Consider the following 22,500-nt stretch of genomic DNA (forward strand, 5'->3'; position numbering starts at 1 on the left):
TGCTGAAAAGCGAAAAGGATGTTTCATTACGTCTTTTGAAAAATTTGAACCCATGTGTTGCCGAATGTAGTCGATGTCGACACGATCGCAAGACGCCGCGCCTCTTCATCGAGTAACACACTTTTGAGTAAAACGGAGGAGTAGCATCCCTCGAACTTATATTTCAGCTGACTCTTCTCATACAAGTAAAACCGAGAGGAATCGGTGATCGAAAACAATTGGTGCCGGTGGTCAACGAGTGAATATTCCGCGTAATCCGAAAAAGGAATGACCGATTCCTGATTCGTCGCGGCATCCCAAATCACATACCGTTCTTGTAGATCATCATAGGAGATGATCGTCGTAGGTGCGATGAATCGCTCGAACGTCAAACGTGTATCATATCCTCGCTCAACTAAGCGTCCGAACAGCGGCGCCTCTTCATAGTTTGAGTACCGCCAGTCCCCTGTTTGAATGTTCACACAGACGACGTCCGTTTCTGCCGTGTATAGGAAGATTTCATCATCTTGCCACAAGAATAAATTACTGAACCATGCTTCGGAGAAAGCAGCGGGTCGCTTAATGTAATTTAAATGCCCTTGCTCTAAATCCAATAAACCAAAATAAGCTGACTCTTCAAATACGATGAACAATCGTCCACCGCCTGGCTCAATGTACCAGGAGAATGGAACATACGCACATGCTGTTTCCCACAGTGGTCTTAAATCCGCATCACATTTCATAAATCCGTGGCGATCTCGAAAAAGAAGCAAATCCTCCCCGATGCGATCAAACAGTGAGACGGATTCATGGAGTAACAGCTCTGCAGCAGGTTTATACATATGCATCACTTCCTACTTCATACGGTATCAACCTTCTCAGTTTCTCGCTACTATTGATGCGCTCGGCTTGCACCTCCTGTTATACTAACTTCATGGAAAAAGGAGGACGAACACGATGAAACCTTTACAATTATCCGCAGAGACAGCTGTCGAACTTGCGAAACGTCTGAACGTACCACTTGAACAACTAATGCATATGCCACGCCATATCTTGATTCAAAAGCTCGTCGAACTCGAGCAGGAACAAGCGAACACGGAACCTGATTCGTCTAGCGAATCGGAATCTTGAGTAAGTAGCCTCTTTTCCAACGGTGGAAGGAGGCTTTATTTTTTATCTTAGGATTGCGGATGGTATTCTGATTTACCGTACCGGAAGACATTAATGATCGCTTTCCCATCACTCGGATAACCGTTCGGATGATCGATCGGGAAGAGGGAGAAAAAGACGAAATAAAACGAAAAATACGCGAATTGATAGGTAAAGATCGACGCCTCGAACACACCGGCATAAATCAGACCATTGATGGCTAAGATACTCGCCACGTTTGCAATCGATCCACCGGCATAAACCAGAATGTTGGCGAATTTCGTCTCTTTACGTAGTGCCTCATATTGACACCAGCCATCCCAAAAATAGACGCGATTCAAACGAATCGGACCAACACGAAGCAACGACTTTCCTGAACCGATATTGATCTCCATGTTTCCGCCGAATAATCGGGCAAAAAAGTAATGTCCCATCTCATGAATCAATGTCACAATAGGCAATAGTAAAAAGAACGACAAAAAGAATTTCCATAAATCACCGAAACCGAACATACAACGTACATCCTTTCACGTCAAAACAACATTTAAAATACTACATATGAATTGTTCCCGAAAGATGTATGTTCAAACAATCTTTCAATGATTTTCGTAAGTCAATTGTATGACAGGCTGACATCGGACTGTCATCCGCACACAAAAGAAGGACGAAGCCATTTAGTGCTTCATCCTTCTCCATTTAATCGGTTTTCTTTCGACGCTTGTTCGCTGCGTACAACAATCCGATGATCGTCAGTGCTGCACCACCTGCTACCGCGTATTTCTTGTAATCTGCTTTTCGTTCCGCAATAACCGTAGTCGTCAATGCTGGAACGACTAACTGTTTTTCTTCGTGCAACCGTGGTGCGTGTAATTTAACGGCACCCGACTCAACCAACACCTCGAATTCACCATTTGGCAATTCAATCGTGATATCTTTTTCCGTCGCATTGTGATAGACACGCTGCCGTTCGACGTATCCTTCATATGTTCGCTTCAGTTCAAAGGCAATGACACCTTCCTCTTCTTCAAGGAAACGAAGATGTTTTTTAATCATCGCCGCGTTTGCGAGACGGAACATCGGATACTGACGACGAAGGGCAATCAATCCTTTGACGTACTCGACTGCTGGACGCTCTGTTTCTGCCCGTTCATAGTCGAGACGATTCACGACCTCTCCGGCATTGAAGCTGTCACGAATACCGTCTTTCGTCCGGAAGAACTCTTGTCCGGCATGGAGGAAAGGAATCCCTTGTCCCGTCAAAATGATCGCATTTGCAAGCATTTGCCGTTTCCGACGAAGCTCTTCCGTGTCTTCTGGACGAGACACCGTCAATTTATCCCAAATCGTCAAATCATCATGAGCCTCGACGTACGAGACGACTTGATTCGGCTCATCGGCAAACCCTTGCGAAGAGACGTTACCAGCGATTCCCCGTTTGACTTCACTCGTCCGGTCAAATGCACCACTGATGAAACCACGGTCTTCTGGCGTTTGGACGTCGCCTTTGACCCCGTCCCGTAAACCGTTGTTGAAATGAGCGATTCCTGGCATCTTCGGTGCGTTGAAATAGTTCGCTTTTTCTTCCGGATCAAGTGGCGTATCGAGATCCCAGCCTTCACCGATGATCAGAATCGATGGATCAATCCGGTCAAGTGCATGGCGCACTTGATTCATCGTCTCAACATCATGAAGTCCCATTAAGTCGAAGCGGAACCCATCGAGATGGTATTCTTTCGCCCAGTACGTCACACAATCAAGAATGAACTTTCGCATCATCAGACGTTCAGATGCAGTATCATTTCCACAGAAACTACCGTTTGAGAGACTCCCATCCGCCTCTTGACGATAAAAGTATCCAGGAACGAACTGACCAAGCGGAACCGTCGCCGCATCATACGTATGATTGAAGACGACGTCCATGATGACACGGATCCCGCGATCATGTAACGCCTGCACCAATTGTTTTAATTCAAGAATCCGCGTTCGTGGATCATCCGGATTCGAGGAGTACGAACCTTCCGGTGCAAAGTAGTTCACCGGATCATAACCCCAGTTATAGTTATCCGGGTCGTTCGGCGCTGTCTCATTGACCGAGCCAAAATCATAGATCGGTAGTAACTGGACATGTGTCACACCGAGGTCTGCCAAATAATCAAGCCCTGTCAATCCACCATTTGGTGTCCGTGTCCCTGCTTCCGTCAGTCCAGCGAACGTACCACGTGCAACGACACCACTGGCCGGATGACTCGTTGCATCGCGTACGTGTAATTCATAGACAACTGCGTCTTGCGAAGAATGGAACAATGGACGTTCTTCAATCCATCGTTCTGGTGTCACACTGGTCGGGTCAATTAATGCGCCGCGCTTTCCGTTCGTTCCGACGGCTTTCGCATACGGATCGACCGCCTCGACCTTTTGTCCGTTGATGCTCGCTTGAAACGTATAGAAATAACCTTCATATGTCGCTCGATCGAGTTCAACGACGTACGTTCCCCGTTCGTCTGCCACCATCTCGACCTCTTCGACTTTTCGTGCGCGTAGTGTCTTGTAGAGACGAATCACGACACGTTCTGCTGTCGGCGCCCACAAGCGCACGTGAATCGCTGTCTCTGAGAAGGTCGTTCCTAAATCATTTCCACTATAGGCAAATCGCTCATCCAGTTCTTGCGGTGTGAGCGTCAACATGTCTGCTGTTTGTTTCAAAGCCAAGCACCCCTTTCATTTCATGGTTTTTATTATAACAAAATTTCAAAGCAGTGGACGCTTCCGGTATTCCTCTCTAAAATAGAGAGTGGAATGAAAGGGGAGATTGAAATGGCAGCAAAAGATAATTCATTTGATATCGTGTCACAAATCAACATCGAGGAAGTCAAGAACGCGGTCCAAATCGCACTGAAGGAAATCACGAACCGCTTCGACTTCAAAGGTTCAAAGAGCGACATGAAGCTCGAAAAAGAGGATTTGATTCTAATCTCAGATGACGATTTCAAACTCGATCAAGTCAAAGATGTCTTAACAGCAAAATTGATCAAGCGCGAAGTCCCAACCAAAAACCTGCAGTATGAAAAAGTCGAGCAGGCTGCCGGGAATACGGTCCGACAACGTGTCATCCTGAAAAGTGGAATCGACCGTGACGACGCGAAAAAGATCAACAATGCCGTCAAGGAATCGAAATTAAAAGTGAAGACACAGATCCAAGATGACCAAATCCGCGTCACAGGTAAATCACGTGACGACTTACAACAAGTCATGCAGATCGTTCGTGAGCTTCCATTATCAGTCGATGTTCAATTCATTAACTTCCGTTAATCGATTGATCTGAACGCTCATATTCAAAAGATAGGCATAACGCATTTTCGGGTATCTCCTTAACAAAGGAGTGGTCGATCATGCGTTATGCCCTTTTTGCGGATCTTCACAGTTCAGTAGCCGACACAGCGGCTGTCCTAGCTGACATACGACAGCTCGCTCCCGATGCGCATTTGTTTTGTCTCGGTGATGTTCATGAATGCCATGTCGGTAAAAAGCGAGCGAAGCGCTATTCTTTCGAATCGCTCTCCCTCGTCGTGACGCTTGATGATGATTTTTTAAACCTAATTGATTTTAAGACATTACTGGGTAATCAAGAAGAGCGCATCCTGTCGCTCGTTCCACCGCAACTATCTCCTGTCATCGATGCGTTACGCGACTGCCCTCGAAAACAACACATCGAGGGTGCATTGTTGATTCATGGAGATCAATTGAATTGGTCCCGTGATTTTTTGCCTGATTTGTCACAGCAACGTGAACCAGTACTCTTTGTTGGTCATAGTCATATCAGAGGTTTGTTTCGAAATGGTATTGCTCTGTCGAGCCCATTGTATCAATCTTTATCCATTAATGGAGGACGATATGCCATCAATCTAGGTCCTGTCGTGTTCGAACGAGAATGGTGTCTTTACGATTCAGTGCAACAATCGATCGTATTCTATCAGGCGAAGTAAGAGGATACGACAAAAGCCGTCGGGCACAGGGCTCGACGGCTTTTGTTCATGCATCTTATTGATCAGAGATAACGGACAAGCGATGCCTTGACGATATCCACTTGTGTGAAGTTCGTCTCTTCCGCGAATGCTTCGATGACTTGACGGACATCCCCTTGACGACGAACGAAGCTCGTCGGAACTGGTGTTGTACCGACAAGTTGCTCATGCAAACTCGTCAATCGATGATCATCGATGATCGTCGTCATCAAATCAAGGAACAGAAGAACATGCAGACGGTTCAAATAATCCCATGGTTTATCTTCCGAACGGAATTCATTACGAGCGAGCCATTTTTTTAATCCGATCGCATCGATTTGACTCAACGTCTCTGTCGTGCGTGCCGACTTCCAAAGCGTCAACAGTTCGCCGAGTTTTTTTCGTGTCTGTTTCTTACGCATGAAGAATTCAAAATTGTCTTTCGTGCGCAACGCGTCTCCTTCGATCGGAGCAATCAAATCAGCTTCCGGCGCTGTCACGAAATCGTGAACGAAATCGACAGACTCTCCCGGTAACCAAGCAGCGACTTTCCCGTGAAAATCAGCCATGAAGGCGACGGTTTCTGCCAAAGGCTCCTGCTTCATCTGTGAAGCAGCTTGCTGTAATCGGTCTTTCGTCTCAGTCTTCATAATCTACCTCTTCTTATTCGTGGATTGGTCTTACATTTCTTCCGGAGCGCCGACACCAAGTAAACGAAGACCTTCTGTCAAGACGATCGTGACGGACTTGACGAGTGCAAGACGCGATTGTTTTGCTGCGTCATCTTCGAGAACACGGACGTGTCCGTAGTATTTATTGAAGCTTTGTGCAAGATCTAAGACGTAACGGCTGATGATTGACGGCTCGCGACGTGTAAACGCGCGATCGATGACCGTCGAGAATTGGTTTAGCATCGAGACGACACCCCATGCATGATCATCGGCACTACCAGCGAATGGTGTGCCATCATAGCCACCTTTACGGAGCAACGAGTGCGCACGGGCATTCGTGTACTGGACATACGGTCCTGTTTCGCCTTCGAATTTCAACATCTGCTCAAGATCGAACTCGATGTTGTTCATCCGTTCGTTCTTCAAGTCGTGGAAGATGACGGCGCCGACACCTACTTGACGAGCTGTTGCTTCGGCATTCGCTAAGTTCGGATTTTTTTCCGCGATGTTTTGCTTCGCGACGTCGATCGCTTCTTGTAGTACTTCTTCAAGTAAGACGATCCGACCTTTACGCGTCGACATTTTCTTTCCGTCCTTCATGATCAGACCGAACGGCACATGGTGCATTCCGTCGACGTTCTCAAATCCAAGTTTCTTCAAGACTGCGAACAATTGCTTGAAGTGAAGCGCTTGTTCCCCACCAACGACGTAGAACGCTTGCTCAAAGCGGTACGTTTCGAGACGATAGACAGCAGCTGCTAAGTCACGTGTCGCATAAAGCGTTGCGCCATCTTTCTTTTTAATCAAGGCAGGTGGCATACCCTCTGCTTCGAGGTCAACGACCATTGCCCCTTCTGATTCGACGAGGAGATCTTTTTCTTCGAGCAAATCGATGACGTGTTGCATCTTATCGTTGTAGAAGGCTTCTCCGTTCAAACTATCGAATTTAACACCGAGCATCTCATAAACACGGTTGAACTCGACGAGTGAGACTTCACGGAACCACGTCCAAAGCGTCGTTGCCTGCTCATCACCTTGTTCGAGTTTTTTGAACCAGAGACGTCCTTCGTCCTCAAGCGTCGGATTTGTTTCCGCTTCTTCGTGGAACCGGACGTATAATTTCAACAATTCCTTGATTGGTTCTGCACGGACCGCTTCTTCCTCACCCCACATCGTGTAAGCCACCATCAATTTCCCGAACTGTGTTCCCCAGTCCCCTAAGTGGTTGACACCGACGACGTCGTACCCTTTTTTACGTGAGATTTGGTTGAGCGCATTTCCGATTACTGTTGAACGTAAGTGACCCATCGAAAAAGGTTTCGCGATGTTTGGTGATGAAAAATCAGTGACGATCGTTTTTCCATTCGCTTCACTTGATCCGAACGCCTCTTGCTCCGTCAGGACTTGGTTGACGATTTCTTGCGAGACGACTTCCCGGTTCAAGAAGACGTTAATGTAAGGACCAACAGCTTGAACGTTTGAGAACAACGGCGCATCAATTTTTTCTGCGAGCTCCGAAGCAATCATGTTCGGTGCTTTACGGAATGCTTTCGCGAGCATGAAACATGGGAATGCCAGATCTCCATGATCTTCATGTTTCGGTTGCTCGATCAGTTGTTCGATTTGTTCAACCGATAAGGCACCTTCCATGACTTGATGTAATACTTCTGCGTATTGCGTTTTATAACTCATCTTTATTTCCTCCTGCTTCACTGATTTTTGGCAATAAAAAACGCCCCTTGCGCCACGCGCAAAGAGACGGAATGACCGCGGTACCACTCTTCTTGGTGTCACTCGACACCCACCTTGTTCGGGGATAACGGGGTTCCCCCGGCTACGCCTTTTCCATCAGGAATCGGGCAGCGTCTCAGAAGTGCGTTTCACGACCGGTTCGTCCTCAGGCTTCCACCATTCCCTGATTCGCTAGTTGACGAAAATCAACCGTTACTCTCTTCATCATCGACTGTATTCGATATCTTTCACATTATACGCAATTCTTTCTTTTCTCTCAACCTTATTTTTTTGGTAAATGGCTTATCAAAATTTCCACAATTCGGGTATAGGAATAAAAGATACTTCTCAGGGGGAGGGATGTTTCATGCGCTACTACCAACAGGTAGCCCGGACGAGCTGGATCGTCTTCGGTCTCGTCGCCTTGACGTTATTATTGATCGGCATCGTTCATCCACCAACCTTCCATCCTTCCATCTCCATCGTCAATACCCTTTATTTGTTTGGGCTCGTTCTCCTGTTTCAGTTCGATAATGTCCGTCGTGGCGGCATTTATTATACATTCCAAGAAGGCATCATCTTATTTTTATTCCTCAATTACGGTTTGACGTACGCTTTGATTTTAAGCCAAGTCGGTATTCTCGTCTTTCAATTCATGTCTCACCGAAAAGCGATTCGCTGGAAACGTTTCGCCTATCTCTACCCGATCAACGCCTTGTTTGATTTAGTCTACATCTCGCTTCCGGTATTTGCGTATGAAGCGCTCGGTGGACCGATCGGCTCAAACTTTACGTATACGAAAGCCCTGCTTCCCTTCATCGGCTTTTTGATCACTGTCTTCCTTGTCTCTTACTTCCAATGTCTGTTCGTCAATCGCTTCCTCTACTTGAAATACGATTGGCGACGTCTCGTGAAGTTGCAGTCCCTCGTTTATGGAATCAGCATGTTAAGTGCTCTACTTGGAATCTGGTTCTACGATGAAAGTCCGCTCGTCGCGGCTACAGTATCCGCCTTGATTCTCTTCTTGTTCAAACGTCTGTTGCAAGAACGTGGTGACTCCCTTGAAGCAAACGATAATGCCAAACGATTTGATGATGCGAAGGAACACTTGTTGATTTCCCGCTTCGAGCGCGAGACGATCGATTCGTTACTCCTCGATTTACCACATCTGTTGCCGTTTTCTGAAGGTTGGATCTCAATTCAACAACAGCGGAAACAAGTCATCTATAACATTCGGACGAAACAACCAATCGACGTGTTACCACTGTTTCATTCCTTGTCAGCTGACGATTTGCATACCCCAATCATCTATGGTCTGCGTTGCGACTGGGGAAACGATATTCAAATCGGATTGCCTGTCGATCGTCACTCGATGCTAGCGATTCCTTCGATTACGAGCGGAGAGGTCGATGTTTCGATCATCCTGTTCCATCAAGTCGCAGACGCCTATGATGTGACAAATGCTGACGAATTATCTCGTTTGCTTCGTACCTTTTGTCGCGTCTTAGAACGCTCGCGTGAAACGGTCCAACTCTATACGGAAAGTCGGACCGATGCTTTGACCGAATTACCGAATAGCCGTGCTTTTTATGAACACGGTCGGCAGGAATTTGCCGCTGACTCCTACCCGCTCTCCGTAATTCTGTTCGATATCGATCATTTCAAACGTGTCAATGATACGTACGGTCATAAAGTAGGTGATCTCGTCCTTCGTGAACTCGGCCGACGTATCCAGGCGATCCAATTGCAACATGATGATGTCTTTGCTGCTCGTTATGGTGGGGAGGAATTCGTGCTTCTGTTGCGAAATGGTAGTCAAGAGGCTGCTATTCAGATTGCCGAGACGGTCCGCCATGCGGTCATGGATCGTCCCTTCCTCGTCGATGGTCACCGACTGTCCTTAACCGTCAGCCTCGGAATTGATACAGTGGATGAAAGATATCAACGGACGTTCGAAGAATCGTTACGTCAAGCCGACCATGCACTCTATGTCGGCGGAAAACACAACGGACGCAATTGTACCGCGCATTATGCAAACCTTTGAAAGGTCGTGACTCTATTGTCGATTACGGAAATTGAAATGACGCTACCGACATCACAAGCCCACCGGACGATTCGAATTCATCGTCCGCCCCATTTGGATCCTTCTGAAGCATTACCAGTAATTTATATGCATGATGGACAAAACGTCTTTAGTGGAGAAACCGCCTCGTTCGGAAAAGGCTGGGAGATTCATCTTGCACTACAACAGACACAGATTCCGGCAATGGTCGTCGCGATTGACAGTCCAGAAGATGGAATGGATCGGTACGATGACTATGCTCCTTGGAGTGACGAAGCCTTATTGATGCGGAGCGCCTATCCTTCGCATCGGACGTCAATTGGTGGCAACGGTAAGGTCTATATGGACTGGATCATCCGCGAGTTAAAACCATACATTGATGCCAACTATGCGACACGCCCTGATGATACGACAATGATCGGCAGTTCGATGGGTGGCGTCATCTCGCTATATGGATTATTCGCGTATCCGGAAGTCATCACGCGCGTCGCTGCCTTATCGACTGCCGGATGGGCAAACTTCTCCTCACTCCTTGAATTCATAGAGCGAAGCCCGTCTCTGTCTGCAACGCATCGCTGTTATATGGACGTCGGCACAAAAGAAGTGAGTGGTCCGATGACCGAGACGGATTATTTACACACGAATGATGTCTTAGCGCGAGCGGTTGAACAGAAACTCACTCAAAGTCGCTATACGATCATTCCGGAAGCAATCCATCATGAAACGGCCTGGGCCAAACGTTTGCCAGATATTTTACGTTACTTGTTCCCGTCCTCTTGAATACACAAAAAAAGCCGGACGGTTTCTATTAAAGAAATCATCCGGCTTTTTACGCGTGCCTTATACTAATTCTTCTTGTTGCTCTTTTTCATAACGGTTGCGCGGATGCTCCCGGCATTCATCGGAACACGAACGCATGACTTTTGGTTCGCATTCTTCACAGCAGAAGTGCTGTCGATTACATTCCGGGTTTGCACAATTAACATAGCGCGTCTCCGGTTTTCCGCAGTAGTAACATTCTGAGACGACAGACGGATTGACGGCATTGACAGGAACTTGTACACGCTCATCAAAGACGTATAGTTCACCTTCCCAGTCTTCTCCTTGTGTCTGTTCATCTTTTCCGTACATGACGACTCCGCCTTTCAGGTGGAAGATATCATCACTCTGTTGCCGTTTACGGAAGTACGCCGTGAATTTCTCACAACGAACGCCACCCGTACAGTATGTGAGAACCTTTTTCCCTTCAAACAAATGCTCGTTCTCGTCTAGCCATTCAGGGAATTCCCGTGAAGCATCGACATCGACTTTTACGGCATTCTTGAAGTGTCCGAGGTCGTATTCGTAGTTGTTGCGTACATCGAGAATGACGACGTCATCTTGTTTCATCATTTCTTTCCACTCTGCTGGTTCAAGATACGCAGCGTGTTCTTCTGGTACGTTGAATTCGTCCTCAAAACGCCATGTGACGAGTTCTTTTTTGTAACGGACGAACGTCTTTTTGAAGGCATGCTCTTCAACTTCATCAATTTTGAATTCGATGTCAGCGAATCGTGGATCCGCCGTCAAGTCCTTCATGTATTGTTCCGTTTGTTCGACCGTTCCAGAGAGTGTGCCGTTGATTCCTTCTGGTGCAATCAAAATCCGACCTTTGATACCGAGCTCTTTACAGTAAGCAAGATGCTCTTTCGTTAGCTGTTCCGCATTTTCGATCGGAACATACTTATAAAATAATAGTACGCGATAAGGTTTCATATTCCTCATTAGCCCCCATGTCAGTTTTTTGCAGTAAAACGAACGTTGGCAAACGAAGCGTCTAGCTATTGACTAGCTGGGAACGCCTGCAAAACGCACCCATTTAAGTATAATACCAACTCCCTTTCGAATGTACAATCTACAATTCCTGAATCCCTTTCAAGGAATTTCATTCCCTTTCTGAATCAGAAAGAGGTAAAATAAAACACAGTAGTACATCTCGCAAGGAGGATTCCGAATGCTCCATACACTTCGTGACTGGATCGAGCAGATGATTTTCTTTCTCCAAGACTTACCTGGAGGAGCTGCCACCGGTTTGATTGCCCCGTTTCTTGAGTCTCTATTTCCTTTCCTACCACTCGTCCTGATCATTTCCGCGAATGCGGCAACTTATGGTTTTGGTATGGGTGTTCTCGTATCATGGGTCGGGAGCATGCTTGGATCACTCGTCGTCTTCGCTTGTATTCGATATCTATTTCGTCGTCCGGTCACGCGTTGGCTTGAAAAACACCATGCCGCGCAACAGTGGATTGAACGTGTTCGTCACATGAGTCCCATCTCACTCGGATTCTTTTTTTCGCTTCCATTCATGCCTGCGTTCATCATCACGTCCATTTCTGCCATGATTCAACTATCGCTGCGGACGTATTTGATCGCTGCTGGTGCCGGGCGTCTGATCGTCGTCATCATCTTCTCGCTAATCGGAAAGGAATGGTCCACGTTCCTCGAACGTCCGATGCGTCTTGTCCTTCTATTTTTGATTTTACTCGCCATCTGGGGAGTTAGTCGCGGGACGGAAGAATGGTTGAAGCATCGTGCCCTTTCAAAACGTGCGGATCATTTACGAGAAATCGAAGATAAGATCGAACGTCCATCTGAAAAATGACTCAAGCCTGTCTATGATTCCATAGACAGGCTTTTTAAGCTGTTCTCATTTTTCTAGGGACTAGGTCTTTTGAATCATTTTATAAAGTGATTAATATATAAAAATAACGTTCAAACAATGTTCAATATTGAAAACGCTTACATTAAATTGGTATGACCAATATTAATATAATAATGATTTTTTCTTCTTAAAAATTAGGATAGCTTTTCCAGAAACGACATCCTTATAATGAATTTACATTCATTCCTTAAAGGAGGCGTCCTCATGCATCAAGTGTCCGAAGTTCAAAAAAATGAAGCGACTCAATCTGCTCCAGCAATCGTCGAGAGTGCTACCTTTCAACAATTGATGCGCCAAAAGAACAGCTTCATTCTTCCAGCTATTAGTTTTTGCCTTATTTTTTATTTTGCGCTTCCGATTTTGACAAGTTACTTCACGATTTTGAATGAGCCAGTATTCGGTGATATTACAGGAGCTTGGGTATTCGCATTTGCCCAGTTCATCATGACGTGGACGTTCTGCATGATGTATAGCAAAAAAGCACGTGCCTTTGATCGACTCGTCGAACAGATCAAGGAGGAGTCGAAATGAATTATACTGCCGTTGCCCTATTCGCAGCGATCGTCGGTTTGACGCTCGTCATTACATACTTTGCTGCCCGTAAAACAAAAACAGCTAACGACTTTTATACAGCGGACGGCGGACTCACTGGTGCACAAAACGGGATGGCGATTGCCGGCGACTACATGTCAGCCGCCTCGTTCCTCGGAATTGCCGGGATGATCGCTTTAGCCGGATTCGACGGATTCTTTTACTCGATCGGCTTCCTCGTTGCTTATCTTGTTGTCTTGTACCTCGTTGCCGAACCACTTCGGAACCTCGGAAAATACACGATGGCTGATATGATTGCCGCTCGTTTTAACGCCTCAAAAGTTCGTGGAGTCGCTGCCATGAACTCGATCGCGATCTCGATTTTTTACATGATCGCGCAACTCGTCGGTGCAGGTGCCTTGATTGAATTGTTGTTAGGAATTCCTTATACGACGAGTGTCATCATCGTCGGTATCTTAATGACGGTCTACGTCGTCTTCGGTGGTATGACTGCGACTTCGTGGGTTCAAATCATCAAAGCGATTCTCTTGATGGCAGGAACAGCCGTCATCTCGTTCATGGTCTTCGCGAAGTTCGATTTCTCGATCTTCAAGATGTTTTCAGAAGTGAAACAAGCCACGCCGCTCGGGGATTCATTCTTGAATCCTGGAAACAAATTTAAGTTACCACTCGATACGATTTCGCTCAATCTCGCGCTCGTTCTTGGAACAGCTGGATTACCACATATCTTAATTCGTTTCTTTACTGTTAAGGATGCTCCGACAGCTCGTAAATCCGTCGTGTACGCGACATGGATCATTGGTGTCTTTTATATCTTGACGATTTTCCTCGGCTTTGGTGCTGCTGCTTTCGTTGGTTCTGAAGATATCATCGCTGCTAATGCTGCTGGTAACATGGCTGCGCCACTTCTCGCTAAAGCACTTGGTGGCGATTTACTCTTTGCCTTCGTCGCTGCGGTCGCTTTTGCGACAATCCTCGCTGTTGTTGCAGGACTCGTCTTATCCGCTGCGTCTGCCTTTGCTCATGATTTTTATAGTCATATTCTACGCAAAGGGCAAGCAACGGAAAAAGAACAGATGACGGCAGCACGACTTGCTTCCATCGCTGTCGCCTTGATTTCGATGGTACTGGCATTGTTCGCACAATCGATGAACGTCGCGTTCCTCGTATCGCTTGCCTTCGCTGTCGCGGCAAGTGCCAACTTGCCAGTCATTCTCTTGACGATCTTCTGGCGCCGTTTCAATACTGGCGGAGCTGTCACAGGTATGGTCGTCGGGTTATTCTCTTCACTGATTCTCGTCGCACTCAGTCCAAACCTTTGGGCAGTCGACGGTTCAGCCTTGTTCGTCGGGGAAGCCCTCTTCCCGCTGACGAATCCAGGAATCGTCTCCATCCCGCTTGGTTTCCTCGGAGCTATCGTCGGGACATTGTTGACGAAATCGAACGAGGTTGCCGGTAACTTCGAACGTATCTTAGTCAAGGCCAATACCGGTATCGATGCAGCAACGGAAGTCGCCGCGTCAAAAGAATAAGTTCCCCTTAACGGCTCCTTCAACCCCCTTGAAGGAGCCGTCCCCTTTTACATTCTTCTCATTCATTGCCATACTAAGTGAATAATAGAGAAGAAAAGGAAAGGAAGACTGTACATGGATCTCGCTTTTTATTATTTCTTAATCCTCGGATTTTTCATTGGAATCATTTCCGGATTTTTCGGAATCGGTGGCGGTATCATCTTGACGCCCCTGTTACTCATTTTAGGATATGCTCCAAGTGTCGCGATCGCGACGAGTCTTATGCTGACACTTGGATCTACCGTTTCAGGAACGATCTCTCACTTACGTCTTAAAAATGTCGTCTGGCGCGATAGTCTCGTCGTCGGTGGCGTCGGAATCATCGGTTCGACGATCGCGACACCACTCGTTCTTCGTCTAGAGGCAGTCAATGGTGCTCATCTCGTCATCTCAATCGTTTATATCGGTCTCTTACTCTACTTCGCGAATAAATTCTTACGTCCGAAATCAACGACGGGTGAACAGACGGGGTGGAAAAATCGATATCTCGCTCTTGCCTTCACTGGTTTGTTCGCCGGATTCATTTCTTCATTACTTGGTGTCAGCGGTGGCTTCATCATCACCCCGTTACTCGTCGGGATCGTTGGCTATGAGTTGAAACGTGCGGTCGGAACGAGTATTGCTTCCGCGTTGCTGATTGTCCTATCGGGACTTGTCAATTACACGGTCGCAAGTACGAACATCGATATCCTGGTCGGAATCATGCTGATCGTCGGTGCCTTGCTCGGAGCACCGATTGGCGCGAAGCAATTGACGCACTTCGAAAGCCCATTCGTCAAAAAGTACCTCGGTATCTTCTATTTGACGGTTGCGATCAGTGTTTTACTCGAGGTCATCGGCTGGAACGTCGCTTCACTCTCTGTCCTCGTTGCGCTGAGTTTGATTTTCTTACTGACACTCCTCATCTACAGTCGTCGTCGGACGAATGGATGAATCGTCTCATCATAAAAGCCGTGGTGCCTGTTTAAAGGCATCACGGCTTTTATTCGTTTAAGCGACTCGTTTATGACCCGCCTGTTCGTAATTCCTCGTTTGTTCAATGACCAAGTGCGACAAGAACAGCATCCCGATCAAGTTCGGAATCATCATTAATCCATTTGCGATATCTGCGACGAGCCACAACGGTTCTAATTGCGCGACGGCACCATAACAGGCTGCGAGTGCAAAGAATACACGGTATCCTTCGTTGAAACGTGTCGTACCGCTCAAGTACTCCAAGCACTTCTCTCCATAGACATACCAACCGATGATCGTCGAATAACCGAAGAAGAAGACGGAGAATGCGACAGTCCATTCTCCAAATGATCCAAGGACGCTCGCAAAGGCGGTTGCTGTCAGTGCTGCCCCAGAAAGATTCGCATCATGCGTCATACCTGAATGTAGTCCGCCTGACGGATCCCAAAAGCCTGTCGTCAGAAGGACGAGTGCCGTCATCGTACAAACGATCAAGGTCACGATGAAGGTACTCGTCATCGAAATCAATCCTTGTTCGACCGGACGCTCACTTTTCGCAGATCCGGCAATCAATGCTGCTGTCCCAAGTCCTGCTTCGTTCGTGAAAATACCACGTGCTACACCGACTTGCATCGCCATCATGATCGATACACCGGTGAAGGCTCCTGCAGGCGCAAGCGGCTGGAGGGCGTACTCAAAGATTAAACCAAAGGCTGGTAGAATCTGATCCGCCTTCAATATTAAAAGGACACAAGCGGCACCGATATAAAGTAAGCTCATGATCGGAACAAAGATCGTCGAGATCGCACTGACGCGTTCAAGTCCACCACGAATCGATACATAGACCGCCAGCGCGAGCAGAATGCCGAAGAGTAGAAGCGGTACATGAAACGATTGCTCAAGCACCGTTGCCATCGCATTCGCTTGCACGGTGTTCCCGACACCAAATGATGCAATCAAACCAAATGCCGCAAACAAGATGGCGAGGAATTTAAATTTTGCACCTAGTCCCTTTTCGATATAATACATCGGTCCACTGACAGCTTCGCCGCGTTCATTTCGACTTCTAAAAAGAATCGCAAGAAGACTTTCCGCATATTTCGTCGCCATTCCGATCAAACCGATGATCCACATCCAAAAGACTGCACCCGGTCCGCCCATCGTCAAGGCGACCGCGATTCCCGCGATGTTTCCGTTCCCGATCGTCGCTGCAAGAGACGTCATTAACATCTGAAAGCTACTAATTTCCCCTTCACCCTGTCCTGATTTTTGAACAGACAATTGAAACGCTTGTTTCAAGCGACGAAACTGAAGACCACGTAAACGAATCGTAAAGTACACTCCCGTTCCTACTAACAACACCATGCTTGGAATTCCCCAGACCCAAGCAGATATCAGACGTAACACATCCATGCCATTTCATCCTCTCTCTTTTTTCCGAGGCTTACCGTAGCATGTAGTTGTGTTTTTATACAATACGAAAGAATAATTTTTGTGATTTTACACAACAGAAGCTATACTAAAGATACTGAACGAGAGAGAAAGAAGGGATTCCTCCATGTTAGAAGCTTCATACCATTCGTTAGACGATTTAGCGGAAGCGATCGGTATCGCCTTAAATGCGCCGATTACGATTGAAGATCGTAATCACCGTCTCCTTGCCTATAGTACGCATACTGCTGACACGGACCCTGCTCGTGTCGCAACGATCATCGGTCGCCGGGTACCGGAATCGGTCATCGACCAACTCTGGAAAGACGAAGTCATCCAGAGTCTCGCTACTCAAGACGATCCGCTCATCATTTCTGCGCGCACGGATGTTGGACTGAATGACCGCGTCGCCATTGCCATCAAACAAGATTCAGAAATTCTCGGCTACATTTGGTCGATTGCTCGCAGTACCCCGTTCACTCCATCAGAACTAGCAGATTTAAAGAAAGGAGCTCTGCTTGCTCAACGTCAATTACTAGCGATCGACATGCAGAAAAAACGGAAGGAAGAGCAGACGGAACAATTCTTCTTTGAGTTATTACATGAAGAACTATCCGAGTCGGAGATCCTGAAAATGTTTTCTAAGCTCCATGTCGCACCCCCTGGCATTAGTCGTTTGATGGTCATCCGTTTTTCAGAAGCAATCACACCACGACTTGCGGATCGTCTGCGCTATTTATTGACGATCCAACAGACGGTTCGTCCATTACTTTACGCATATGATGAAACAGATTTTATCTTGTGGATCAGCACAAACGACCGCGACGCAGAACAAGAGCGTCTACAGTTTGACGCCTTCATTCAGTCCTTCCGTCAATTGCTTGCGGAGCGGTTTGATTATACGGATTTCGTTGCGGCAAGTAGTGAAGTCTTCACGGGCGTCCATGCGCTTCCGGAGCGTTACGAAGAGGCGGGTATCGTCTTACGTTTGAAAGATGCCTTTCCATTCGAACTGAAGAACGTGACGCGTTACGAACGTCTCGGCTTGTTTCAGCTCTTGCCAATTTTTTCAGAACGTTTGCGACGACGAACGGTTCGTCTCGAAGAAATCGAGCGATTGCGTGCTTACGATGTGAAACATGCCTCCTCTTTATGTGAGACGCTAGAATGGTTTCTTCATTATGATGGGAACGTCAAGCAAGTCGCTTCCCATCTCCATGTTCATCCGAATACGATCCTATATCGGATGCGACGGATCGAGGAGGAAGCTGGTATCCGGATGGAATCACTACCCGAACGTTCCTTACTTTATTTGTACCTAAAAGCAGACCGATATCCTTTGTGATTTTACACAAAGGATATCGGTTATTTTTGAAAACGCCGATAAAGTAGAGCGCTTTCATCTCTCGTATAATGAAGAAGAAGAGAAATTGATTTGTTTATTTGCGAAAGGGGATCGCGTTCACATGATCATTGGAGTATTAAAGGAAATCAAAAACAACGAAAACCGTGTTGCATTAACACCTGCCGGGGTAGCAGCGTTACATGCACAAGGACATCGTGTCATCATTGAATCGATGGCAGGCATGGGGAGTGGCTTCACGAACGAGGAGTACGTCAAAGCTGGTGCTGAAATCATCGCGACTGCTGCTGAAGTCTGGGCAACAGCCGAACTGGCTTTAAAAGTCAAAGAGCCAATCGCTTCAGAGTACCAATATTTCCGTCCGGACCTGACATTATTCACGTATCTCCATCTAGCGGCTGAGCCAGAACTGACACGTGCACTCGTTGATTCGAACATCACAGCAATCGCTTATGAGACGGTTGAAAAGAACCGCACCCTTCCATTGTTAACACCAATGAGTGAAGTCGCCGGTCGTATGGCATCACAAATCGGTGCACAGTTCTTGGAAAAACCACACGGTGGTATGGGCATCTTGCTTGCAGGTGTCCCTGGGGTTCGTCGTGGAAAAGTAACAGTCATCGGTGGCGGTGTCGTCGGAACAAATGCTGCGAAACTCGCTGTCGGTCTTGGTGCAGATGTTACGATCATTGATGTTAGTCCAGAACGCCTTCGCCAGTTAGATGATATCTTTGGTAACTCGATCAATACATTGATCTCAAACCCGTACACGATTGCTGAAGCGGTCGCTGAAAGTGATCTCGTCATCGGTGCTGTCTTGATTCCAGGTGCAAAAGCACCGAAGCTCGTCACTGCCGACATGGTCAAACGGATGAAGCCAGGTGCTGTCATCGTTGACGTTGCCATCGACCAAGGTGGAATCTTTGAGACGGTTGACCACATCTCGACGCATGATGATCCAACGTACGAAAAATTCGGTGTCGTTCATTACGCGGTCGCGAACATGCCGGGTGCCGTTCCACGTACGTCTACCCTGGCATTGACGAACGCAACGCTTCCGTATGTCCTTGAACTCGCGAATAAAGGCACACATCGTGCGCTTGCTGAAAACAATGCTCTTGAAAAAGGATTGAATGTCGCGCAAGGCTTCGTCACGTATGAAGCGGTCGCACGCGATCTCGGATACACGTACAAATCCGTTGAAGATGTACTTCACTTACACGCATAATTTCGAAAGTAAAAATAGCCGATGCTTCCTTTTCTAGGAATGATCGGCTATTTTTTATGAAAAGAAGAAATTGCGGACGAATCTCTTTATTATTTCTTGAGGCACCACTCGGCTTGTCATATGATGAAAATGAAAATATATGATTTTGAATTAATAGAGGTGATTTCATTACATGACACAAACTGTAACCGCTCATTCTCATGAACTTCAGAGCCATGTCGCTGAAGTTGCGTTACTCGAAGCACTGACATCTGATACAGAAGAGAACGTACGTATTGCCGCAACCGAGCGCTTACATGTTCTTGTTCCATCCCATCCATTGCTCAACATTGCTACAGCCCATTCCCTTTATTTTAAGAACGAACTCACTCAAGCGCGTCGACTTATTGAAGAGACGCACCAGCAAATCGGCGAGCATGTGCAAGGATACATTCTTCTCGGTATCATCAGTGAAGAGGAAGGATATATGCACGAAGCAGAACAGTTTTTCCTTTCAGCCATCACACGTTTCCCGGAAGAACCGGCAGGACATCGTTCTCTTGCCGTCCATTACAATCATCGACAATTTTATGGAGAATCAGCTGTCCATGCGTTTACATATTTAAAGAAAGTTGGCGCATCTGGAATCGATACGCTGATGGCTATTGATTCCATCCAACAACTAGACGGTCATTCGATCGATATGTTGGAAACACTCTATGCGTTAATCATCGGGGTATCTCATCTCGATAAAACGGCTGTCTTTCATGCGACTGCTTCTGCTAATCAAGGTATTCAATACGAGATGCTACATGCTACATTGAGCGAAGACAGCGACGATACACTCTACGCTAAACTCGACGAACGCATTTCCAATATGCTCGAGCACGGCTTGTACGCAGCTGTTTATGACGATTCCGAAGAAAAAATCTATCGCTATGTTTTCCGTGATATGTGTCGAGATATGACCATCCGTCATGCAGGATGGCGTGCGTACCCAGACTATATTCGACTACGTTTTCTCTATTTCAAACAATTGTTGTTACGCGACTGAAAGTCAAAAAGCAAACGCAACGAGTGCCGCGATCGTCCATGGCAAGATTAAGTTGTCGAGATCGCGATATGAGATTGCTTCGATTAAGGCTGCGATGTTTGCAAGCAAGAAGCCGTAACTGACAGCGAGCCAAATTGGTTGTCCATAAAATAAGAACGTTACAGTCAAAACAAGGAATGACGCTAAAAACAAAGCGATACTTCCTTCAAAGGAACGTTTCGTCTCACCGCGGACGTAAAACGTCTTCCCGAAGCGTTTTCCGACGAGTGCCGCGAGACCATCTCCCCAAGCGAGCACCATGCTTCCCGCAACAAGTGCCATCGGTTGTCGTTCGAAGAAGAATAGGACGAGTCCTGCCAATGCGAGCGGATAATAGACCGTTCCATAAGAAGGACGGTCGACGCCATGCATCTGTCCAATTCCTTTTCGTAATGTCAACAGATTGACGAGAGCAAAGAAAAGTAATGGTACGATCGCGATGTACCAGTGATCAAGCCATAGCAGCGCAAGAAATACCCAGTGACCGACAGCGACATGAATCCATTTCCGAACCGTCTCGGGAGAAAAACCGAAACGGCGTCCAACGAATTCAAGAATGACGAGAATGAAGCCGACGATTCCAATCGTGCCAATGGCAGCAAACCATTCCATCGTGATTCCCCCTTTCCTATTATTGTACGTTGTTTTAGTTGCCATTTGCCCTATTGAACCTTCATTTGATAACATAAGGTCAAATGACGTCCTAGAGAGGAAGTTTTGGAAATGTATGATGCTCAAGCAGTCCAAACATTATCAAGTTGTCTGCAACGCCTGAACGAGGGGAAAGGAATCGAACCCCTCGTCGCAATAGAAGGAACGGAATTGCCAAAGGTCATCAATCGCCTGAAACAATTCGATCCATTAAAAAATGGTTTATCGATCAATGAAATCGTTCATTTGGCAAATGCTCTAATCGGAGAACACATGTCAGCGACGACGATCCAGAACTGGACGAAACGTGAAGTTCGGGACATCATCGGCGTACCGCACCGTGGGAAAAAATACTCGATCAATCAAGCCGCCATCATCTACCTGTTGGATGATTTAAAACACCTCTTCTCGTTAGAAGAAACACGGGAACTGCTGACGATCGTCTTCCAGAACCCAAATATCGATGAGGATGATTTAATCAGCCCTCTTAATTTTTATCTCGTCTATACGCAGCACGCGGAGACAAGTGGACCGATCGAATTAACGGAGAAGCGTCTCAAACGCTCGCTCGAGCGGATTAACGCCTACCGCCCTGAAACTGTTCATGTCTTACAACTCTGCCTCTACGCCCGTCGTGTGTCGCATTTGACACACGAAGCCAAACAACGCCTCCATCATGTCCTGCAAACGACATGATGAAAAAAAGATGCCATCCATGTCATGGAAGGCATCTTTTTTTATTTAAACAGCTGTCAGTGATTTATAGTGGACGTTGTTCGTCAGACTTTTCAGGACAGAGAGTAGTTCGTACATCGAGAGCTTGTCAGCATCCTTGACAAGACGGTATTCATCACCGTCCTGCAATAATTCCGCAACGACTTCTCCGGCTGCACTCCGTACGGAGAATTTTCCTTTTGTCAGGTCGAAGGAAATCGTGAACGTACCACGCTCATATACGTTGTACTCACATTTCTTCGAGAAGAGCGAAAACTTCTCGCGCATTTGACCTACCTCTTGTCCATCATGGTTCATCACGACCCATTTCTTACATGTCGGAATGAACTTACCAAACGCTACCCCTCTACCTTCACCATTCATTACTTGAACACGACCGTTTTCGTCGTGTTGAACCGCACCGATCATTTGGTGCGCTTCATCATAAATCGCGGCATGACCTTGCGAAAAAACGCAACCCTGCACATAGACAACTTTGCGCAACAGAAATTCTCCTCTCACTGCTAAAACGTGCTGGTTTTTCGTCCCCAGTTTATTTAGACATCCTGTATAGTTTAACTTTCTTTATCTGTATGATATTTCGTTAACGAAAATGATTATTGCACCGTTTCTTCAAATTGACAACCCCCTTTTGTCGACAATCATTCGA

General features: G+C 46.7%; 22 protein-coding genes and 1 other annotated feature. Of the genes, 13 read left to right on the forward strand and 9 right to left on the reverse strand.

The window, feature by feature from the left end; all coding sequences use genetic code 11:
* Positions 1-26 precede the first annotated feature (26 nt).
* Positions 27-821, reverse strand: a complete 795-nt coding sequence (locus ACN9MT_RS14745; protein ID WP_426272494.1) for a hypothetical protein — start codon at positions 819-821, stop codon at positions 27-29.
* Between the two features lie 115 nt (positions 822-936).
* On the opposite strand from ACN9MT_RS14745, the gene ACN9MT_RS14750 reads away from it, so the two are divergent.
* Positions 937-1,110, forward strand: a complete 174-nt coding sequence (locus ACN9MT_RS14750; protein ID WP_069201452.1) for a YycC family protein — start codon at positions 937-939, stop codon at positions 1,108-1,110.
* Positions 1,111-1,157: 47 nt separating this feature from the next.
* On the opposite strand, the gene ACN9MT_RS14755 is transcribed toward ACN9MT_RS14750, so the two are convergent.
* Both ACN9MT_RS14755 and pulA read right to left on the reverse strand, forming a co-directional pair.
* A complete protein-coding gene (locus ACN9MT_RS14755) occupies positions 1,158-1,640 on the reverse strand; it encodes a site-2 protease family protein (RefSeq protein ID WP_056059874.1) in 483 nt (160 codons plus the stop codon).
* Between the two features lie 184 nt (positions 1,641-1,824).
* Complete coding sequence (gene pulA / locus ACN9MT_RS14760) at positions 1,825-3,831, reverse strand: type I pullulanase (protein ID WP_426272495.1); 2,007 nt, start codon at positions 3,829-3,831, stop codon at positions 1,825-1,827.
* Positions 3,832-3,942: 111 nt separating this feature from the next.
* On the opposite strand from pulA, the gene ACN9MT_RS14765 reads away from it, so the two are divergent.
* Complete coding sequence (locus tag ACN9MT_RS14765; RefSeq protein WP_023469671.1) at positions 3,943-4,437, forward strand: YajQ family cyclic di-GMP-binding protein; 495 nt, start codon at positions 3,943-3,945, stop codon at positions 4,435-4,437.
* An 80-nt stretch (positions 4,438-4,517) separates the two neighbouring features.
* The gene (locus ACN9MT_RS14770) at positions 4,518-5,111 is read left to right on the forward strand and encodes a metallophosphoesterase family protein (RefSeq protein WP_426272496.1); all 594 of its coding nucleotides are present in this window, start codon (positions 4,518-4,520) and stop codon (positions 5,109-5,111) included.
* Positions 5,112-5,173: 62 nt separating this feature from the next.
* Here the strand turns inward: ACN9MT_RS14770 and ACN9MT_RS14775 are convergent, their stop codons facing one another.
* Both ACN9MT_RS14775 and argS read right to left on the reverse strand, forming a co-directional pair.
* Positions 5,174-5,779, reverse strand: a complete 606-nt coding sequence (locus tag ACN9MT_RS14775; protein ID WP_035412119.1) for a hypothetical protein — start codon at positions 5,777-5,779, stop codon at positions 5,174-5,176.
* A 30-nt stretch (positions 5,780-5,809) separates the two neighbouring features.
* Positions 5,810-7,492 carry an arginine--tRNA ligase gene (gene argS / locus ACN9MT_RS14780; RefSeq protein ID WP_290753471.1) on the reverse strand — a complete coding sequence of 561 codons (1,683 nt, stop codon included), beginning with the start codon at positions 7,490-7,492 and terminating at the stop codon, positions 5,810-5,812.
* Between the two features lie 59 nt (positions 7,493-7,551).
* Positions 7,552-7,769: a binding site (T-box leader), on the reverse strand.
* Between the two features lie 129 nt (positions 7,770-7,898).
* Here argS and ACN9MT_RS14785 point away from each other — a divergent pair.
* Complete coding sequence (locus ACN9MT_RS14785; RefSeq protein WP_426272497.1) at positions 7,899-9,575, forward strand: GGDEF domain-containing protein; 1,677 nt, start codon at positions 7,899-7,901, stop codon at positions 9,573-9,575.
* Positions 9,576-9,590: 15 nt separating this feature from the next.
* Positions 9,591-10,373, forward strand: a complete 783-nt coding sequence (locus tag ACN9MT_RS14790) for an alpha/beta hydrolase (RefSeq protein ID WP_056059862.1) — start codon at positions 9,591-9,593, stop codon at positions 10,371-10,373.
* Between the two features lie 60 nt (positions 10,374-10,433).
* Here the strand turns inward: ACN9MT_RS14790 and ACN9MT_RS14795 are convergent, their stop codons facing one another.
* The gene (locus ACN9MT_RS14795) at positions 10,434-11,348 is read right to left on the reverse strand and encodes a rhodanese-related sulfurtransferase (protein ID WP_023469680.1); all 915 of its coding nucleotides are present in this window, start codon (positions 11,346-11,348) and stop codon (positions 10,434-10,436) included.
* Between the two features lie 238 nt (positions 11,349-11,586).
* Between ACN9MT_RS14795 and ACN9MT_RS14800 the strand changes: the two genes are divergently transcribed.
* From ACN9MT_RS14800 to ACN9MT_RS14815, 4 genes are all read left to right on the forward strand, one after another.
* Entirely contained in the window at positions 11,587-12,234 is a 648-nt protein-coding gene (locus ACN9MT_RS14800; protein WP_426272498.1) for a TVP38/TMEM64 family protein, read from the forward strand.
* Between the two features lie 264 nt (positions 12,235-12,498).
* Complete coding sequence (locus tag ACN9MT_RS14805) at positions 12,499-12,825, forward strand: DUF485 domain-containing protein (protein ID WP_426272499.1); 327 nt, start codon at positions 12,499-12,501, stop codon at positions 12,823-12,825.
* The gene (locus tag ACN9MT_RS14810; RefSeq protein ID WP_035412105.1) at positions 12,822-14,378 is read left to right on the forward strand and encodes a solute symporter family protein; all 1,557 of its coding nucleotides are present in this window, start codon (positions 12,822-12,824) and stop codon (positions 14,376-14,378) included. Before ACN9MT_RS14805 ends, ACN9MT_RS14810 begins: the two co-directional genes overlap by 4 nt.
* A gap of 114 nt (positions 14,379-14,492) precedes the next feature.
* Entirely contained in the window at positions 14,493-15,350 is an 858-nt protein-coding gene (locus ACN9MT_RS14815; protein WP_035412101.1) for a sulfite exporter TauE/SafE family protein, read from the forward strand.
* A gap of 57 nt (positions 15,351-15,407) precedes the next feature.
* On the opposite strand, the gene ACN9MT_RS14820 is transcribed toward ACN9MT_RS14815, so the two are convergent.
* Positions 15,408-16,784, reverse strand: coding sequence for an alanine/glycine:cation symporter family protein (locus ACN9MT_RS14820; RefSeq protein ID WP_426272500.1), 1,377 nt, complete (start codon positions 16,782-16,784; stop codon positions 15,408-15,410).
* 145 nt (positions 16,785-16,929) lie between these two features.
* Here ACN9MT_RS14820 and ACN9MT_RS14825 point away from each other — a divergent pair, with 145 nt between their 5' ends.
* From ACN9MT_RS14825 to ACN9MT_RS14835, 3 genes are all read left to right on the forward strand, one after another.
* Positions 16,930-18,147: a PucR family transcriptional regulator gene (locus tag ACN9MT_RS14825; RefSeq protein ID WP_035412096.1), complete on the forward strand. Its 1,218-nt coding sequence runs from the start codon at positions 16,930-16,932 to the stop codon at positions 18,145-18,147.
* Between the two features lie 121 nt (positions 18,148-18,268).
* Positions 18,269-19,393 carry an alanine dehydrogenase gene (gene ald / locus ACN9MT_RS14830; protein WP_426272501.1) on the forward strand — a complete coding sequence of 375 codons (1,125 nt, stop codon included), beginning with the start codon at positions 18,269-18,271 and terminating at the stop codon, positions 19,391-19,393.
* Positions 19,394-19,565: 172 nt separating this feature from the next.
* Entirely contained in the window at positions 19,566-20,426 is an 861-nt protein-coding gene (locus ACN9MT_RS14835) for a tetratricopeptide repeat protein (protein ID WP_426272502.1), read from the forward strand.
* Positions 20,427-20,429: 3 nt separating this feature from the next.
* Here ACN9MT_RS14835 and ACN9MT_RS14840 read toward each other — a convergent pair whose 3' ends face one another.
* Entirely contained in the window at positions 20,430-21,077 is a 648-nt protein-coding gene (locus ACN9MT_RS14840) for a diacylglycerol/polyprenol kinase family protein (RefSeq protein ID WP_035412085.1), read from the reverse strand.
* Between the two features lie 111 nt (positions 21,078-21,188).
* On the opposite strand from ACN9MT_RS14840, the gene ACN9MT_RS14845 reads away from it, so the two are divergent.
* Positions 21,189-21,812 carry a DUF1836 domain-containing protein gene (locus ACN9MT_RS14845; RefSeq protein WP_035412080.1) on the forward strand — a complete coding sequence of 208 codons (624 nt, stop codon included), beginning with the start codon at positions 21,189-21,191 and terminating at the stop codon, positions 21,810-21,812.
* Between the two features lie 45 nt (positions 21,813-21,857).
* Here the strand turns inward: ACN9MT_RS14845 and ACN9MT_RS14850 are convergent, their stop codons facing one another.
* Positions 21,858-22,334, reverse strand: a complete 477-nt coding sequence (locus tag ACN9MT_RS14850; protein ID WP_023469691.1) for a hypothetical protein — start codon at positions 22,332-22,334, stop codon at positions 21,858-21,860.
* Between the last annotated feature and the right edge of the window lie 166 nt (positions 22,335-22,500).

Origin of the sequence: Exiguobacterium sp. R-17, assembly GCF_049913315.1 — a bacterium.
In the GTDB taxonomy this organism is placed as follows: Bacteria; Bacillota; Bacilli; order Exiguobacteriales; family Exiguobacteriaceae; genus Exiguobacterium_A.